Annotated in this window: 10 protein-coding genes and 1 other annotated feature; all 10 genes read left to right on the top strand. The window is 54.3% G+C overall.

Annotated elements, in window-relative coordinates; all coding sequences use genetic code 11:
• The first annotated feature begins 93 nt into the window (after positions 1–93).
• A complete protein-coding gene (locus VN24_RS02220) occupies positions 94–1,110 on the top strand; it encodes an LLM class flavin-dependent oxidoreductase (RefSeq protein WP_045669095.1) in 1,017 nt (338 codons plus the stop codon).
• Positions 1,111–1,252: 142 nt separating this feature from the next.
• A complete protein-coding gene (locus VN24_RS02215) occupies positions 1,253–2,434 on the top strand; it encodes an amidohydrolase (RefSeq protein ID WP_045669094.1) in 1,182 nt (393 codons plus the stop codon).
• A 230-nt stretch (positions 2,435–2,664) separates the two neighbouring features.
• The gene (gene solA, locus VN24_RS02210) at positions 2,665–3,810 is read left to right on the top strand and encodes an N-methyl-L-tryptophan oxidase (protein WP_274520438.1); all 1,146 of its coding nucleotides are present in this window, start codon (positions 2,665–2,667) and stop codon (positions 3,808–3,810) included.
• A 93-nt stretch (positions 3,811–3,903) separates the two neighbouring features.
• Positions 3,904–4,380 (top strand): DinB family protein, encoded by a 477-nt coding sequence (locus VN24_RS02205; protein ID WP_045669092.1) that lies wholly within the window; start codon positions 3,904–3,906, stop codon positions 4,378–4,380.
• Between the two features lie 72 nt (positions 4,381–4,452).
• Complete coding sequence (locus tag VN24_RS02200; RefSeq protein ID WP_045669091.1) at positions 4,453–5,781, top strand: LLM class flavin-dependent oxidoreductase; 1,329 nt, start codon at positions 4,453–4,455, stop codon at positions 5,779–5,781.
• 36 nt (positions 5,782–5,817) lie between these two features.
• Complete coding sequence (locus VN24_RS02195; RefSeq protein WP_045669090.1) at positions 5,818–6,444, top strand: nitroreductase family protein; 627 nt, start codon at positions 5,818–5,820, stop codon at positions 6,442–6,444.
• 387 nt (positions 6,445–6,831) lie between these two features.
• Positions 6,832–7,968, top strand: coding sequence for an S-layer homology domain-containing protein (locus VN24_RS02190; RefSeq protein ID WP_045669089.1), 1,137 nt, complete (start codon positions 6,832–6,834; stop codon positions 7,966–7,968).
• On the top strand, positions 7,965–14,477 hold the full coding sequence (locus VN24_RS02180) for a CARDB domain-containing protein (protein WP_082083577.1): 6,513 nt from the start codon (positions 7,965–7,967) through the stop codon (positions 14,475–14,477). Before VN24_RS02190 ends, VN24_RS02180 begins: the two co-directional genes overlap by 4 nt.
• Positions 14,478–14,667: 190 nt before the next feature.
• Positions 14,668–14,936 (top strand) — a binding site (T-box leader).
• A gap of 57 nt (positions 14,937–14,993) precedes the next feature.
• A complete protein-coding gene (gene pheS, locus VN24_RS02170) occupies positions 14,994–16,028 on the top strand; it encodes a phenylalanine--tRNA ligase subunit alpha (protein WP_045669085.1) in 1,035 nt (344 codons plus the stop codon).
• 22 nt (positions 16,029–16,050) lie between these two features.
• On the top strand, positions 16,051–18,492 hold the full coding sequence (gene pheT / locus VN24_RS02165) for a phenylalanine--tRNA ligase subunit beta (protein ID WP_045669084.1): 2,442 nt from the start codon (positions 16,051–16,053) through the stop codon (positions 18,490–18,492).
• Positions 18,493–18,694 lie beyond the last annotated feature (202 nt).

Below are 18,694 nucleotides of genomic sequence, written 5' to 3'. Positions count from 1 at the left end.
GAAAGGCAATGGTAAATTGTTGTCATCTAATTCCGATAAAACATATATGAATTATAAATTTTACTTTAGTTTAAACGCAGGGAGGGTATGAGGATGGGGATTCAATTCAGTATTTTGGATCAAACGCCGGTTTACGATGGCGAAACGGCCGAGGAAGCGTTCAGCCATACGGTCGCGCTTGTTCAAAAGGCGGAGCAGCTAGGGTATCACCGCTTCTGGGTGTCGGAGCACCACGATTCGCAGCAGGTGGCCGGGTCTTCGCCGGAAGTGCTCATCTCTTATTTGCTTGCCAAAACAAGCCGGATCCGGATCGGCTCCGGAGGCGTCATGCTGCAGCATTACAGCCCTTATAAAGTGGCGGAAAATTTCAATGTGCTCGCCTCGCTCGCACCGGGCAGAGTCGAACTGGGCATCGGACGCGCGCCGGGCGGGCTGCCGGGTTCCACACAGGCGCTGCAGCGGGGCGTTGGCGATCCGGCATCGCTGTCCGACAAAATCGCGGAGCTGAGGCAGTTCATTACGAACAATCTCGCGGACGACCATCCGCTTGCGGGCTTGAAGGCAAATCCGAATCCGCTGCGTCCCGCCGATATTTACGTGCTCGGAACAAGCTCAGGCAGCGCCGAAATCGCCGCCGGGCAGGGACTTCCTTATGTATTCTCGCAATTCATTAACAGCGATGAAACCGCCGCTTTGCAGGCGTTCGACGTGTACCGCAGCAAATTCAACGGCGCAAATGGCGCCGTTCCGCGCCCGATCCTGGCACTGTCCGTCATCGTGGCGGACACCGATGAGGAAGCGGCCCAGCTGGCCGGCGACCATAAGCTGGTTAAAATCCATCTGGCGAGCGGAAAAACGCTCACCGTCGGCTCGCTGGAGCATGCCGAGGAATTCGGCCGGCAGTCGAGCGAAGCATACACGCTCGAGGTAAAGGAGCCGGAAATTACGAAAGGCTCCAAAGAAACGGTAAGGAAGAAGCTGCTGCAGCTGCAGGCCAAATTCGGCGTGTCGGAATTTATCGTTACGACGTCGGTCAAATCGTTTGAAAAGCGGATTCGGTCGTTCGAGCTGCTGAAGGAGGCTTTTGCGGGCGTGCCGGCGGACGTCTAGGAGCGGGTGAAAAAGAGGGGCAATGCGCAATCGACGCTTGCCGATTGAGCCTGCAACGGGCAAAATGAGGAAAAACGGTTCCCGCCGAGAAGGCTGCTGCAATGCCGGGCAGCATGATAGCGGAACAAGGAGGAAACGATGCATGGCGCATTACACTGAAATTAACGAGACCGAAGGAAGCTTGTTGGAGCAAAAGCTTGTTGCCATCCGCCGTCATCTGCATCAATATCCGGAGCTGTCCAACGAGGAAATCAAGACGACCGCCTCGATCCGGACATGGCTGGAGGAAGCGGATATCCGGATATTGGATTATCCGCTGCGCACCGGGCTGATCGCGGAAATACGCGGCGCCGGCGAAGGGCCCGTCGTCGCCCTGAGGGCGGACATTGATGCGCTGCCGGTCGAAGAAGAGACGGGGCTTCCGTTCGCTTCCAAAGTTCCCGGAAATATGCACGCATGCGGGCATGATTTTCATACCGCAGCCATTATCGGAGCGGCGTATCTGCTCAAGCGGCGGCAGGCGGAATGGAACGGAACCGTCCGGCTTCTGTTTCAGCCGGCCGAGGAGAAAGCGAAAGGCGCGCAGGAGCTGATCCGCATCGGTGCGCTCGACGGGGTTAGCGCCGTGCTTGGGATGCACAACAAGCCAGAGCTTCCGGTCGGAACGATCGGCATCAAGGAAGGGCCGCTGATGGCGGCCGCGGACGGATTTGTCGTGGAGGTTGACGGCATCGGTTCGCATGCGGCGGTGCCGGAGGCGGGCCTGGATCCGATTGTGACGGCGGCGCATATCGTGACGGCGCTGCAGGCTGTTGTCAGCCGCAGCGTCGGTCCGCTGCAAAGCGCGGTGATCAGCGTGACGAAGCTGCACAGCGGCACAGCCTGGAACGTCATTCCCGACAAGGCGATCCTGGAAGGGACGGTGCGCACCTTTGATGAATCCGTCCGGACAACGGTGCTGGAGCGGTTCAAGCAGGTCGTCGACGGCGTTGCGGCCGCTTACGGCACAACCGCTTCGCTCCGCTGGATTCAAGGCCCCCCGCCGGTCATCAACGACGCCGGTTTGGCGGAGGTGGGGGCGGAGACGGCGCGCAGCCTGGGTTACGAGGCCGTCGTGCCGGTGCCGTCGCCTGCCGGTGAGGACTTCGCCTTTTACCAGCGGGAAGTTCCGGGATTGTTCGTTTTTGTCGGCACGGAAAGCAGCCGCGAGTGGCACCATGCGGCGTTTGACGTCGATGAACGCGCGCTGCCGGTAGCGGCGAATTTCTTTGCCGCTCTCGCCGAGCAAGTGCTTGCAAAGCTTTCGCGCGAGCGTGGCGAGTAAGGAAAGGGAGACAAGGGATGCGAAGCGTTTGTGCTTCAAATATATGAAAGCAAGATCGCTGATTAAAGCAGCGACAGCGGTCTCGTCTTGGCAAAACAGGAGCATCCGCTTACGAAGCGTTTTTGCTTCGCAAAAACTGGAGTAGAAGCTTACGAAGCGTTTTTGCTTCGCAAAAACTGGAGTAGAAGCTTACGAAGTGTTTTTGCTTCGCAAAAACTGGAGGTGATCTTATTCGTACCTACGATGTCATTATCGTCGGAGCGGGATCGATGGGCATGAGCGCGGGATATTATTTGGCGAAGCGCGGCTTAAAGACGCTGTTGCTCGACGCGTTCGATCCACCGCATACCGAAGGCAGCCACCACGGGGAGCCCCGCCTGATCCGGCACGCTTATTCCGGAGGCCCGGCTTACATTTCGCTGGCGCTCCGTGCGCACCGGCTGTGGGATGAGCTGGAGGGGGAGTCCGGTGAGCAACTGCTCGAGGCGCGGGGAGTTCTTAATATGGCCGACCCGGAGCAATATTCGTACCGGACTCGGGCAAAGGAAGCCGCTGGTTTCGGAATACCGGTTGAAATGCTGGATGCTGTCGAAGTCCGTAAACGCTGGCCAGGCATTAATCTTCCGGATCATTATGAAGCGATGTACGAACCGACAGCCGGCTATTTATACAGCGAGAAATGCGTCGCCGCTTACCGGCGGCTCGCATTGGCGGCGGGCGCGGAGCTGCTGCCGTACACGCCCGTGGAGCGGATTGCTGTTGAGGCTGGCGGCAGCGCAAGCGTTCATACCCGAAGCGGAGTATTTCATGCGGATCGGGTTATCGTAAGCGCCGGAGCCTGGTTCTGGGCGCTGGAGCCGTTTGTGAAGCTGCCGATCCGCGCGGTGCGCAAGGCGGTCGGCTGGTTTGAAGCGAAGGAGGAGCTGTTCGCTGAGCAGCGGTTCCCCGGTTTTACGTTCGGCGGTCCTGGAGGCGGCTATTACGGGTTTCCGAGCATCGGCGGCGCCGGCGTCAAAATCGGCCGCCACGACGGCGGCAACGAATGGCGGCCGGGCGAGCCGCTGGAGCCGTTCGGCAGCTATTCGTCCGACGAAGGCGATTTGCGCAGTACGCTGGAAGCGTATATGCCGCAGGCGGCAGGCAAACTGCTGCGCGGAGCGGTATGCAAGTATGAATTGACGCCGGACGAGAGTTTCATTATCGACCGGCATCCGGAGCATCCAGGGGTGCTGCTGGCGGGAGGTTTTTCGGGACACGGTTTCAAATTTGCAAGCGCGGTCGGCGAAATATTGGCCGATCTGGCCGAGAAAGGGAAGACCGGGCACGATATTTCCCTTTTTGCCCTTGCCCGCTTTGACAAAGAAACGGTTGCATAGGGAGAAACGCTTGTCCGATAGGCTTTAGCTGCAGATCGGGCAGCGCTGGCTTGCGCGTGAACGAACGATCATTTTGAGAATGGAGGAAAAAGGATGAGTGAAAACGTCATTATCGATTTGCAGAGCTATCTGGCAACACATGGCGAACTGAAGCGGGCCATCGAGGGGCTGAATGAGGATCAGCTCAAATGGAAGGCGTCTCCTGAAGTGTGGAGCGTGACGGAGGTGCTGTCGCATCTGGCGGATCATAACTTTGTCGTGACGTTCCGTATTCGCGAAATCCTCTCGGGCACAACCAGCCGCCTGCCGGCGTTCAGCCAGGACGATTGGGTCCGCAGCACCCGCGCAAACGAAAGCGATGCGAACGATATTCTCGATCTGTACGAAGCGCTGCTCGCCTATAACGAGCTGCTGTTCCGGCGCCTGCGCGCGGAAGATTGGCACAAAACGGCGGTCAATGCCAAAGGGGACACCGTTTCGCTGGCCGACGCTGTCCGCGGGTTTATCGCGCATGTGCACGTTCATCTGAAGCAGATCGGACGGATCAAGCTGGCGTATGAACTGGTTTGAATACAGCCCGGATGTTTTGAGCACCAGGCCGTTAGATACCGTCCATACCAATCTAATGAGGGGGAACATGTGATGACGAAGCGCAGACAGTTAAAATTGGGCGCTCTGCTGCATGGGGTCGGTGGAAATCCGGCGATGTGGAGACACTCCGATACGCAGCCGGATGCCAGCGTAAACTTCGAGCTTTACAAGAAATGGGTGCATAAAGCCGAAGCCGGCAAATTCGACCTCATCTTCATTGCGGACGGACTGTACATTAACGAAAAATCGATCCCCCACTTTTTGAACCGTTTTGAGCCGGTTACGATTCTCAGCGCACTTGCCGCCGCGAGCACGCACATCGGGCTTGTCGGCACGTTGTCCACCTCCTACAGCGAGCCGTTTACGGTTGCCCGCCAGTTCGCTTCGCTCGATAAAATCAGCGGAGGCCGCGCCGGATGGAACATCGTCACTTCGCCGCTTGAAGGATCGGCGCTCAATTATGGCGGGAAAGAGCATCCGGAGCACGACCTGCGCTACCGGATCGCGACCGAATATTTGCAGGTGACGCGGGGGCTCTGGGATTCCTGGGAAGACGACGCGTTCGTCCGCAACAAGGAAACGGGCGTATTTTTCGATCCGGATAAACTGCATACGCTCAATCATAAAGGCGAGTTTTTCTCCGTCAAAGGTCCGCTCAACATCGCCCGTTCCAAACAGGGGCATCCCGTTATTTTTCAGGCAGGCTCGTCGGATGTCGGCCGGGATTACGCATCGAAGGAAGCGGACGCCGTCTTTACAGGACATGATCGTTTGGAGGACGCGGTTGAATTTTACCGGGATGTGAAACAAAGGGCGGCGGGATTCGGCCGGTCGGCGGAAGAGGTGCTTATTTTTCCGGGGATCGGACCGATCGTTGGCTCGACGCAGGAGGAGGCGGAGCGTAAGTACGAGGAGGTTGCGGGTCTCGTGACCATTGAAACGGCGCTGAATTACCTCGGCCGGTTTTTCGAGCATCACGACTTCTCGCAGTATCCGCTTGATGAGCCGTTCCCGGACATCGGAGACCTGGGCCAAAACAGCTTCCGCAGCACGACCGATAAAATCAAAAAGGACGCCAGGGAACAAAATCTGACGCTGCGTCAGGTGGCGCTTCGATCCGTTACGCCCCGCGGGAATTTTATCGGCACTCCGGAGCAAGTGGCGGACAAAATTCAGCAATGGTTCGAGGCGGGAGCCGCGGACGGCTTCATGCTTTCGGCAGCGGTACCGAATGGACTGGAGGATTTCGTCGACCACGTTGTGCCGATCCTGCAGCAGCGCGGCCTGTTTCGCACCGAATATGGAAGCGACACGCTGCGCGGGAATCTCGGCTTGAAAGTGCCGGCTAACCGTTATGCGCGGGTAGGGGAAAAAGTTTAAATCATTTTTTTAGGAAAAAAGGAGAGTGTGTGGTCAATGAGTGAAAAACATGCTGTTGCGGAAAATAAAGCGTTAGAGTTGGCGGAAGAGGTGCGAGCTCACCGCAGTGCCGATCACCCGGTATCGCCTCAGTTTATTAGCCGCTGGTCGGCCCGTTCGTATTCGGATCAGCCGGTTTCCGACGATACGCTGCACACCGTTTTGGAAGCGGCGCGTTGGGCGCCGTCGTCGAGCAACCTGCAGCCGTGGCGATTTATCGTGGCAAAAACGGATGAGCAGCTTGAGTTGTTCCGCTCGTTTATTTTGCCGGGCAACCGGATATGGGCTGATAAAGCACCCGTCTTTATTCTGCTCGCTTCGAGCAAGCTGAACGATAAAGGCGAGCCGAACGGCGCGCACGCCTTCGACACGGGAGCGGCCTGGGGCACGCTCGCGCTGCAGGCGCATCTGCTCGGTTTGTCCACGCGCGCGATCGGCGGCTTTGACCGCGCAAAAGCGCGCGAGGTGCTCGATGTTCCCGACGAACTGGAACTGCTCGCCGTCGTCGCGCTAGGTTACCGGGGAGGACTGGAATCGCTGGACGAACGGTTCCATGATCGCGAGAAACCAAGCCCTCGGCGCAACCTGAGCGAAAGCATTATTGAAGCGAAGGCTCGGGCTTAAGAGGAGTCGGGTGTAGGCTCGGGGCAGCGTGGATGCATTTTTTTTCAACATATTGTTAATTAACATCTTCTTGCGCTCCGCTCGGTTCTATTTTATACTTGCAACTATAGTACAGGAAATGATCAGTGCCGTCTCGGCAACGGGACGTTGAACTAAATAGTAACAAACGGGAAGCACCCGCTTGCAATGATTCATTGCGAGGGGTGTTTTTTGTTTTTTTCGTGAAATGGAACAATGATGGGGAATTTCTGCGCAGGGAGGTGTGAGTTCGATAGGGCGGTTTTGAAGAGCAATTCGTGGGAGAGTGATCATCTAAAAAGCGGGCGTAAGCTTGCCGATAGTTTAGGAATATCGAAAAGAAAACACATCCAACAAGGAGTGATAAATATGATGAAACGCTTATTTTTTACAATAATCCTTTTTTCATTATTGTTTGGACAGTTTTCCTCTGTTTCAGCCGAATCTGCTGCAGGATTTAAAGATGTAAACGCCACAGACTGGTATTATTCCTCCATACAAAAACTTCTGGGCATGGGACTTGTGAATGGATTTTCTGATGGAACCTTTAAGCCTAGCAAGGAGATCAGTCGTGCTGAGTTTTTAAAGCTTATCAGTTCGTTGCTTCAGCTCCCAATCGATGAAGTGCAGCCGGGTCAGAAGTGGTATACCCCATATCTGAATGCTGTTGTTAACGCCGGTGTTCATCGCATAAGTGACTTTAACGGGAACTGGGATCAGCCGATCACTCGGCAAGAAATGGCGCGTATTGCGGTTCGGGCTGTCGACGAGTCCTTACGAGCTGCTTCAGCAAAGACATCAGATACGCAGCTCATGTATGAAGCGACGAAACGCGGGATTATTTCTGGTCTCGCCGGCGGTGAGCTGGGCCTTAAAGAAAAATCCACCCGAGCCCAAGCAACGGTCATTATGGACCGGATCTTAACTGTATTGAACGGCGGTAAGTTGAACGTGGATAAACGAGCTGCTTCATATGCAGAAGTCGCTTACCGGGGAACGAATATTGAAACTATGTGGGGAGGAAAGATGAATGCTCTCCCCCTTACTCATAACCTATCGTATACGGTTAAAGGAACGTTTGAGCAAATTTTGATTATCGATTTAAGTGATGCAAATAGTCCGTACCGGGATTGGGTTCCTGGTTTGTTAAAAGTAGATAGAAAAAGTTGGAAAGAAGACTATTTGGTTGCCTTTAAAGTTGTAATGGAAAATACCAAAATCATACCCAAAACGAGGGTCTCATTTAAAACAATGGTCGGTAGTCCATATCTCATGGACGCGATTATTTATCCAGCCGAATTGAAGTCACCTATTAACCAAATCAATTTTTTGCAAATGGATAAAATGAACAAAGTCACAACCTGGTATCTCGCAACGATTAGCAAAGAAGACATGAAAATATATCAAAGAGATAATGATCGTTTCTGGTATCTTGATTGGAACAGCCAAATGGATCATATTATGTTTGCACCAGATGGACGTATTTTTGGAGAAAATAAAAAATGAAAAAAATAGTCTCCTGCTTATTGATTCTCTCATTTTTCACTTCCTTCTTTAATGTTTTATCAATGAAGAAGGTTGAAGGTGCAGCTTCCACAATGACACAATCAATCAAATCGTCCAATAATCCTGGGTACCAAAAATATTATCCAAACTCGGTCATAAATAATTTAACAATTAATGTCCCTCAATATCAAAATTATGAAGTAAAATCTTGGAACTTGATTAAAAACGGGACAACTAAAGGCCAGTTAGGCAGTTATGATAACAATTCCAAGCAAATTATAGTCCCTCAAATTAATGGTGATCCCGTTACAGTAACATCTTCAGGAAAATCAACGATGTATTACGCCATATGGCGTGATTCCAGCGGTAAAACTTGGAGGTCAGGTACTAGCGAAACCGGTTCTTTTATATATACGGCTAGTCCTCCTACTTTATCAGGAGGGGTTTCCCAGTATCCAGGGTCGTTTCCGGCTACTGATGATAGCGGTAAAGTCATTCCTCCTCAACTTCGTTTTTCAGATGGAAGTGCTGCTTCTTGGTCGGATCGACTTCCTCCACCGGATGCTTTCCAAACCCCTTCAAAAGAAACGATATCGAGTTCAAAAGTTGCTCCAAATTCGATAAATATTACAGAAGCAACACCAATTGATGCAGGGATGGTCATTGATTACAAAGGCAAAGGTCAGGATGGTTACGGATACCTCAAAGTCCACAAACCCTTGTCATCTTCGTACAATGTTGAAAACATTGATTATGAAGCCGATAATTCTCTCGGCGGAAACGTCCAAGGTCGAAGTTACTTCCTGAATTCAAACACAGTTTGGACCGGAACCACTTACATCCTAGAATATGAAGTCGAAGTTTCTTATGAGCGTGTCGGCGAAATAACCAAACCCGATCTTATTGCCGATGACATTACCTCAACGGATTCGATCGAAGTCGGAAAAGCAGCTACCTTTACGGCTACTTATCGTAATGTCGGAACAAATATCGGAAATCCGTTTAACGTGAAGATTATGGATGAAACGGGCACAGTGATTAAGCTTAATACAATACCTTCGGCAGCCAGTGGCGCCTCCTCTTCCCTATCCTTCAGCTACACGTTTACGACAGCGGCAGCCAAGACATTTAAGTTGTCGGTAGACAGTTCAGGAGCCATCAATGAAGAAAACGAGGGTAATAACGAGGTAACACGAACGTTCACGCCCGGAGCAGTGCCAGCGGCTTCCGACTTCACCGGAGATTTCGACATCGTCCCAAGCACCATCGAATACGGCCAGAGCTTTACACTCCACCCCAAGGACTTTAACCTAAATGGCTGTACATACCAGTACCACATTTACAAATTCGAGCGCGGCGGCGTGGAAAACCAGACTCAAGCGTATAGCAGCATCAGCGATACGAGCTTTTCGCGCTCGGATTATCCGACCGTTGTCGGCGTCGGATCGCATAACGTGTATTTGAAAATTGCTACGAGCTGCGGTACAACTGACTGGATCGGTCCAAAGCAGCTAGAGGTAAACGGACCCTCAAATAACCATCCGCCGCAATTTCAAATCGCATTCGTGAAACGAAGCGAGCCGACGAAGCCGGTTCACCAGATTATCGAAGGTGAAGTGCTTGATCTTGTCGTCGTTAACGATCCGGCCGTTCCGACTCCGTTTGACCCGGATGGCGATACGATGAGTTTTGACGGATTCTTATTCGACAAAAGCGATCCGTGGATGCAGTCGCTTCCCGGTAAATATCCGCAGAGCGGCTGGGGCATGTACGGCATCGTGATGGAAAAAGGCTTTCATAACATCAGCGGCCAAATCCGGGACCAGTGGGGAGCAACGGCGCAAGCAGTTACCTACATCAACGTCATCTCGAAAAGCCCGGTTCCCGTCATTAAATGCCCGGCAAGCGTTATTGCCAATCATATCGTACCGGACAGCGCGTTTGACAGCAGCGGCAGCTACAGTCCGGTCAGCGGCCGTACGATTGACCACAGCCGGGATGAATGGACAAACAAGCAGCTGACCTACGCCAACGACACCGATCAGGACCTTACGGTCCAAATTTTCCTCGACGTTTACGATAACCAGGGACGTAAATCGGATTCCCCGGCCAGCTGCAATCTGGTGGTCAAGCCGGATCAGCCTCCGCTTGCGAAGCTGAATGTTCCGAGCGTCGGTATCCGGAATGAACCAAACGTCATTTTGAATCAATCGTACTCTCCGGACGGCGATACAATCGTGAATGCGGAGTACAAATACAAGTACGATGCGGCAAACAACGGCTTTTACGATGATGCATGGCAGGACATCAAAGGGTCGTTGAAGAGTGTGACGTTTTCAGCAAATAAGGTGGGCAAGTATCTCTTTTATGTGAAAGTGACGGAAGACTACGGTAAATCCGGCGATACTGCGAATCAAGCGGATTCAACGCTTACGTTCAACATCGTCAACAACGCGCCGGAAGTTTCGTTTGAAGTCGAAGGGAAAAATCCGCAGCCGGATTTGGAAGCCAGCACAACGATCCGGCCGGACACGATGCTGAACTGGCCGCTTTACGTGCCGAACAGCAGCGAGCAGGTTTTCAGCAAAAACAACCTGTGGCGGATTGAAGGCGGCAGCCTGGTGAGCGGCGATGCCCGGAACTTCGGCAATCAGGCGAACTATATGAATAACTATCCTGTTTTCGGCGGGGGTAAGGCTTGGAACTTTGCTTATCAGCAGCCGAACGGTTTCGGTACCAACAATTTATCGCCGTGGCGTTCTTTAAGCAGCGTGCAGCTGAATGATTACATCATTAACGATAACGGCGATCCGGTCAAAATTATCCCTTCCAGTCACCGGCTCGCTTATGGTAATAACGTATACACGGATGATGCGGACCAGTTTAAAATGCGCTCCAATCAAAAGCTGCTGTACTTTGACGATTCTGCGGCAACAGGTATGGTTTATGAGGATACGGTCATTTACGCGCTGGATCCAAAGAAACTGTCCCCGCTTGATGGAATCTCTGGCGGATGGACGATGAAATACAAGTACCGGAACGGCGATCCGTATGCGTTCCGAATCAATTTGAAGAATAAAAACAACTACTTCAACAACTGGGAAGTCGCGGGAAAATATTTATATGTGTCCAGTTTAAACAGCAGCGGCTACCGATTGGCCGTCTATGACGCTTTTTCAGGCCAACTGCTCAATCAGACGACCAAACCGTTTGATCTTGGATTCTCGGGTACCGACCCCGTATCGAGCGGGTATGAATACTGGCAAATCGTCTATGCAAAAGGGAGCAGCGTCGTGCTGAGGACGGTAAAATCGAATGCCAAGCCTGGGGAGGTATACGCCCAGTTTGCCGAGCTGTCGCCTGATTTATCGCTGCGAAAATTGGCCGATTGGAGGGTGCCGCAACCGAGAGCCGATTTCGGTGCTCGGCCATATGCCGCGGCAAAACCGCTCTTTACCGACCCGTATGGGAATGTTTACACCTACGAAGGATTCACCATTCGAAATGGCGAAAACACGCAATATTTGGACCTCAGCATTAACAAGTACGACGCGAACCTAAATCCGATTTGGAAACGGTATCTGACGGCTCCGAATGATTTTACAACGGTTAGCCCTGGGGGAGCGCCCGGCTTAAACGGAATTTACAGTTACGATAATTTTTCGCCGCTGGAAATCAATACGTTTGCTGGCGAAATTTCGGTACAGGTCTATGAAATGGGGTACGACGGATTTATTTCTTACCCGAGCATTTATACCCTTAATATGTGGGACGGTACCATTAAGGCTTATCATAATGCGCGCGGCGGATCGGGAACGGGGATGTTTGATTTTGCTTCCCATTATACGAACTGGAACGGCTCTCTTTCTCCCGGAAAAGGCAGTGTGACGGTGGATGGCAGCCGGACGGAGTTCAATATGCGCTATCCCGGCAATTACGGCAATACGGCACCCTGCAATGACGGGATCGCGGTTTATGGGCCAAACGGGGCAACCAGCAATACGATAAAAGCGTGCTACGTCCGATATGGGCAATATTACGGAGACGGTGTGTATGTTTATTTGACCGGCGGTTCAAGTTCAAGTGACGATGCTAATTTGCTGCTGAATGTCGCGGTCGGCACGCCAAACGGTTCTTCCCTGGTCCGGCAATCGTTCACGAGCGGCCAGTTCCTTTCGGACGTATCGCTTTCCGATGCGGAGATGAAATACAGCTTCCGGATGGAGGACATCGACTACGACAACGAATGGAACGGTTTTTCCTTCCGGATGCAGGATACGAGCAACCGGTACGCCGTTGAGACGGACGGGCACAGCTTTAATCTGGTGAAGTACGTGGATGGAAATAAAACGGTGCTGAAAAGCGGCAGCTATGCGTTTCAATCCAATGCAAGCTATGCGGTTAAAGTGAAGGCGGCCGGCAGTCAGATCGATGTGTTCCTTAATAACATTCCGATTCTGACCGCGAACGATGGCAGTTACAGTCAGGGACGCTTCGGTTATTTTTCCAACAAGGCGTTTGTCCGCTTCAGTGCTTTCACGTACAAGCCCGTTAAGCAAGGAACGGTTGAGTGGTCGGACAGCTACGCCATTTGGGACGAAGGCACGGCCCGAGCCGAGGTTGCGTACAACAACATTCAGTTTCTCGATCCCGAGGGCGATCCGAAAGCCGGATCGTACAAGTGGAGCGTGGAACATACGCCGCGGTTCCTGAACAATCAGGGGATGTCCGGATTAAACGGCATAACGTTTGATTCCGAGCAGCTGATTTTCGATAAGGTAGGCGACTACGTTGTTACGCTGCAGGCGAAGGACGATCCCAATCCGTCTTACCTGTATCCGGACAATACGTTCAATGAATACCGCAAATATTCCAACGCATTCTCAAAACGGGTAACGGTGCACCGCCGGCCGATTGCTCTGTTTACGGTGACGCCGGCAGGGGACGGAAAAGTGATTTGGACCGACAGCAGTTTCGATCCGGACCGGTATGAAAGTACAACCAGCTATTCGACCGAAAATACGGGGATCGATTACCGGACGACACGCGGCGTGCTTGAAAAAAAATTCTACTATATTACTCCGTCAGGCAACACGGTATACGAGAAGCTGGTAACACCGCAGGAAAAAGGAATGTATGAAATTGGTATGGCTGTCAAAGATGAATATGGAGCATGGTCAACTTACGCGGTGCAATCGCTCGATGTTTCCACGATTCCGACGCCGAACTCGCCGCCGGTACCGGGCTTTACTACGAGCTCTGTGAACACGTTTCGGGGCTTGGGGATTACGATCGATTCGACCGCCCGCGATAATGAAGATGGGGGCCGCGATAATTTGCCGCATCAATATTTTATCCGGAACGTAACGACAAACGGGGCCGAGTCGTTCGCGAGCACGTCACGGACGAGTTGGATGAAAACGTTCAGCAGCCTTGGCACGTTCAACATCCGTCAGATCGTACATGATTCGGCGGGCGCCGAGGCGCAATTCAGCCGCCAGGTGAACATATACAATCAGGTTCCGGGGACGCAGGTTACCGTTCCGGCCAGCGCCGACGCAAATAACCCGACGAAGCTGACGGAGATTAGGCCGCAGTTTCAATGGAACTACTTCGACGCCGACGGCGATCCGCAGACGCGTTACCAGCTGAAAATTTACCAATACGGAGGGACGGTTGTTCTGGATACGGACATCAAACCGGGCAATGCGCTGAGCATGCGGCCGTCGGTCGATTTGCCGGAGCATGTGAACATGTATGTGCAGATCCGGGTCTTTGACGGTTATGATTGGAGCGGGTGGAGCAGCCCGAAATTTTTCTATATCGAAACGAACCGTCCACCGAACGCGGCGTTTGACTGGAGTCCGAAGCCGGTATGGGAAGGCGATGACTTGACGCTTATCGATCAATCGACGGACCCGGATGGAGATCTGGTGACCGGGCAATGGACGGTAACCGACCCAATGGGTATGATGACGGTATATGACACACCACCGGTTATCGCCCGGGCTCTTCAGGGCACGTACAGAATTCGTTTGACCGTATCGGACGGCAAGGCTCAGAGCGAAGCGGAGCGTGCGGTTCAGGTGCAGCCGCTGACGCTGGGCGCGTCCGTCGAGCATACGGCGGAGTGGCTGAAAATTCATGAGCAGGCGGGACATGAGACAGCGGGCGATCCGAAAGATTTTTATGCCGGAGAAGTGATGATCGTCCATGGGTATACGTCGGCCGCTCCGGTAAGCCGTGTCACCGTTAAACTGAGCGCCGCCGGACTTTCGGGCGATCAGCTCGATACGGAAGCCGTTTTGGCGTTCACCGGCGAGGCCAATCATTATGCGGGCCGGCTGTACGACTCCCGCTGGAGCTCGCTGACAGACGGTCTGGACAAAGGCCTTTACACGCTCCGGTTCGAGGTGTTGTACCGGAACGGAACGGTTAAGACGGCCAATGTTCCGTTCCGGATTATCGGCAGCGTCTATAAGGCGGGAGGTGTTCACCGCCGGCAATAGCGGAAATGCGGCGCATGAGGCTTACGGGCAAATATCGGGCAGAAACTCAATCATATCCATGAGCAACCCTCAAGCAGATCGAGTGAAGATCTCAAGCAAAGTATCATACAATCAATTGCAGATCTTCGAGCAGGTCAATTGCCCTTGCAATCGCTGCCGCACTGACAGTATAATAGGTGATATATGTATAGTGAATGCTTTGATGGAGACAAGTAAGCGTTGCTTGACGCACAGGGAGAAGACGCCATAGATTGCGAGCGTCTTTGCGGGAAGAGCTGCGCCGAATTTCACTCCGGAGCAGGTCTTTTGAACGGCGGAGCGGGCGCGGTAACAGGCAGCCGCAACGGTTCAGTAGGAAGACACGGCTTTGCGGTCCGTTATCCGTTCAAAGGGGTTTGCCGCGAGCAAGATTAGCGGTGGCCCGAATTAGGGTGGTACCACGGTCCTTTCGTCCCTTATGGGAGGAAGGGCCTTTTTGTATTGTGAAGCAACGTATTTATTGGAGGCGAATAAACGATGAAAGAACGGTTGGAGGCGCTCAGAACGGAAGCGCTCAGCGAGCTGCAGGGGGTAAGCAGTCCCCAGGAGCTGAACGATTTGCGGGTCAAATATTTGGGCAAAAAAGGCGCGCTCACGGAAATTTTGCGCGGCATGGGTTCGCTTAGCGCGGAAGAGCGCCCGATCATCGGCCAAGTCGGCAACGAGGTGCGCGGCGCCATCGAAGCGGTAATCGAAGAGAAGCAGACTTCGTTCCAGAAGGCGGAAACCGAAGCGCGCCTGCGCGCGGAGACGCTCGATGTGACGCTTCCGGGCACGCCGCTGCCGCAGGGCGCGCTGCACCCGCTGACGAAAGTGGCGCAGGAAATCGAAGATATTTTTGTCGGCCTCGGCTACACGATTGCCGAAGGACCCGAGGTGGAAACGGACTTCTATAACTTTGAAGCGCTCAATCTGCCGAAAAACCATCCGGCGCGGGATATGCAGGATTCGTTCTATGTGACGGACGAAATTTTGATGCGTACGCATACGTCTCCGGTGCAGGTCCGCGCGATGCACGCGATGAACGGCAAAACGCCGCTCAAAGTCATCTGCCCCGGCAAAGTATACCGCCGCGACGACGACGACGCGACGCATTCGTTCCAGTTCAACCAGGTGGAAGGGCTCGTTGTCGGCCCCAATATCCAGATGAGCGACCTGAAAGGAACGCTGCTGCAGTTCGTGCAGCTGATGTTCGGTAAGCAGACGGAAATCCGTCTGCGTCCGAGTTTCTTCCCGTTCACGGAACCGAGCGCGGAAGTGGACGTGACGTGCGTGCAGTGCGGCGGCCACGGCTGCCGGATGTGCAAAGGAAGCGGCTGGCTGGAAATTCTCGGCTGCGGCATGGTTCATCCGCGGGTGCTGGAAGCGGGAGGCTACAATCCGGACGAGGTGAGCGGCTTCGCATTCGGGATGGGTATCGAACGGATCGCGCTGCTGAAGTACGGCATCGATGACATCCGCCATTTTTATACGAACGATCTGCGCTTCCTCGGCCAGTTCGCGAGAATGTAACGGAAAGGCTGCGTGAGAGAAAATGAATGTTTCCTATAAATGGCTTAGCGAATATATCGACTTGGAAGGAATCGGACCGGAGCAACTGGCCGAAAAAATGACCGCCGGCGGCATCGAAATCGACGGCGTCGAATCCCGCAACAAAGGGGTCAGCGGCGTAGTCGTCGGATACGTCGTCGCGAAGGAAAAGCATCCCGACGCCGACAAGCTGAACGTCTGCAAGGTGGATGTCGGCAGCGGCGAGCTGCTGCAAATCGTGTGCGGGGCGCGCAACGTGGACGCGGGACAAAAAGTGCCTGTGGCGACAGTGGGCGCGAAGCTGCCGGGAGGACTTGCCATCAAGCGCGCGAAGCTGCGCGGCGTGGAGTCCCAGGGCATGATTTGCTCGGCGAAGGAGCTGGGCATCAACGACAAGCTGCTGCCGAAGGAGCAGCAGGAAGGCATTCTCGTGCTGCCGGAGGCTACGGAGCTCGGACAGCCGATCGGCGATGTGCTCGGCATTGACGATTACGTGCTGGAGCTGGATTTGACGCCGAACCGTTCCGACTGCCTGAGCATGCTTGGAGTTGCTTACGAAGTAGGTGCGCTGACGGGCCGTCCGGTGCAGCTTCCGCAAAACGATGTGTTCCGCGCCGCCGAACGGACCGAGGATCATATCCGCGTGACGGTGGAAGCCGGCGAGCTTTGTTCTCATTATTCGGCCCGCTCCATCCGCAACGTGACGATCGCTCCATCGCCGCTGTGGCTGCAAAACCGTTTGATCGCGGCCGGAATCCGCCCGATTAACAATGTGGTGGACGTGACCAACTACGTCATGCTGGAATACGGGCAGCCGCTGCACGCGTTCGACGGCGATAAAATCGCCGGCGGGCACATTACGGTGCGTACGGCGAAGCCGGGCGAGACGCTGGAAACGCTGGACGGCCAGCAGCGCACGCTGGAGCCGCACATGCTCGTTATTGCCGACGCCGAGAAAGCGGTGGCGCTCGCCGGCGTAATGGGCGGCGCCAATTCCGAAGTGACGGCGGAAACGACGAACATCGTGCTGGAATCGGCCAAGTTCGACGGCGGTACGGTGCGCAAGACGAGCCGTCAGCTTGGGCTCCGCTCCGAATCGAGCGCCCGCTTCGAGAAGGAAGTGGACCCGGGCCGCGTCATTGCCGCGCTCGACCGCGCCGCCGCGCTGATTGCGAAGCTGGCGCAAGGTCTCGTAACCGAGGGCATCGCCGAAGTTGTCGTGCAGGAAGCAGAGCCGGCCGTTATCTCGATTTCGATTGACAAAACGAACCGCTACCTGGGCACGCAGCTGTCCAAGCTGGAAATCCAGACGATTTTCGGACGTCTCGGCTTTGAGTCGGAGCTGTCGCCGGAAGGCGAATTCGCCGTTACCGTGCCGACGCGCCGCGGCGATATTACGCGCGATGTCGATCTGATCGAAGAGGTGGCGCGGCTGTTCGGCTACGACAATATCCCGACGACGCCGATCGAAGGCAGCACGACGCCGGGGGCGCTGACGAAGCCGCAGGCGATCCGCCGCGAGCTCCGCAAGCGTCTGACCGACGCGGGCTTAAGCGAAGTCGTGAACTACTCGTTCACTTCCCCGCAGCGTACGGAAATGTTCCCGGATTTGGGCGGCGGAGCGAAGCCGGTGCGGCTGTCGATGCCGATGAGCGAGGAGCGCAGCGTGCTGCGCCGCAGCCTCATTCCGCAGCTGCTGGAGACGGCGGCTTACAACCGGAACCGCAAAACGGCCGACGTGTCGGTATTTGAAATCGGCAGCGTGTTTCATACCGACGAGGACGTGCTGACGCAGCTGCCGCGGGAAAAACACCGGTTCGCCGCGCTGCTGACGGGCAGCCGGGAGGCGTCGCAGTGGAACCGCAAAGCCGAGAAGGTTGATTTTTACACCGCCAAGGGGGTGCTCGAATCGGTGTTCCACCTGCTCGGGCTGAGCGGGAAAATCGTCTATGCCGCGGCGCAGCCCGATCAGTTCCATCCCGGACGGACCGCATCGGTTGCGCTGCAGACGCAGCTGGGCCTGGAAACGATCGGATATGTCGGCCAGCTTCATCCTTCGGTTCAGCTGGATAACGATCTGGACGACACCTTTGTGCTGGAGATCGACCTGGATGCCGTATATGAAGAAGCGGACTTCTCCATCGAGTACAAAGCGCTTCCGCGCTATCCGGCGATTGAACGCGACATCGCGGTCGTGGTGGACAGCGGCGTGGAAGCCGGCGCGTTGTGCGCGGCGGTGCGCGAAGCTGCAGGCGAGCTGCTGGAGTCGGTGAACGTGTTCGACGTTTACACCGGCGAGCGGCTCGGCGCAGGGAAAAAGAGCGTCGCGCTGTCGCTCGTATACCGGCATCCGGAGCGTACGCTGACCGACGAAGAGGCATCTGAGCTGCATGCCAAATCGGTGACGAAGCTGGAACAATCTTTTGCCGCTGAATTGAGGAAATAGGCAGGAAACGATAAAAGCCGCATCGAATTAGTTTCGAAAGGACTGCGATGCGGCTTTTTTGCGTTTCTTTTTTTTAAATCCAAGAAACGATAAGTTTCACGCTTATACTTTCTTAGATTTCACCGCGAAACGTATGGCCGCCCAATAAGACGGCGTTAGCCGTTTCTGCTTGTCCGCAATGATCCGTTCATGATGATCAACT

This window comes from Paenibacillus beijingensis (assembly GCF_000961095.1).
Classification (GTDB): domain Bacteria; phylum Bacillota; class Bacilli; order Paenibacillales; family Paenibacillaceae; genus Paenibacillus_O; species Paenibacillus_O beijingensis.
Note: the sequence above shows the minus strand (reverse complement) of the source record. Positions and strands in the feature narration are given on the sequence as shown.

Excerpts from the sequence above, each read along its gene's own strand:
- VN24_RS02220 (WP_045669095.1), top strand. The coding sequence starts at position 94 with ATGGGGATTCAATTCAGTATTTTGGATCAAACGCCGGTTTACGATGGC.
- VN24_RS02215 (WP_045669094.1), top strand. The coding sequence starts at position 1,253 with ATGGCGCATTACACTGAAATTAACGAGACCGAAGGAAGCTTGTTGGAG.
- VN24_RS02205 (WP_045669092.1), top strand. The coding sequence starts at position 3,904 with ATGAGTGAAAACGTCATTATCGATTTGCAGAGCTATCTGGCAACACAT.
- VN24_RS02200 (WP_045669091.1), top strand. The coding sequence starts at position 4,453 with ATGACGAAGCGCAGACAGTTAAAATTGGGCGCTCTGCTGCATGGGGTC.
- VN24_RS02195 (WP_045669090.1), top strand. The coding sequence starts at position 5,818 with ATGAGTGAAAAACATGCTGTTGCGGAAAATAAAGCGTTAGAGTTGGCG.
- VN24_RS02190 (WP_045669089.1), top strand. The coding sequence starts at position 6,832 with ATGATGAAACGCTTATTTTTTACAATAATCCTTTTTTCATTATTGTTT.
- VN24_RS02180 (WP_082083577.1), top strand. The coding sequence starts at position 7,965 with ATGAAAAAAATAGTCTCCTGCTTATTGATTCTCTCATTTTTCACTTCC.
- pheS (WP_045669085.1), top strand. The coding sequence starts at position 14,994 with ATGAAAGAACGGTTGGAGGCGCTCAGAACGGAAGCGCTCAGCGAGCTG.
- pheT (WP_045669084.1), top strand. The coding sequence starts at position 16,051 with ATGAATGTTTCCTATAAATGGCTTAGCGAATATATCGACTTGGAAGGA.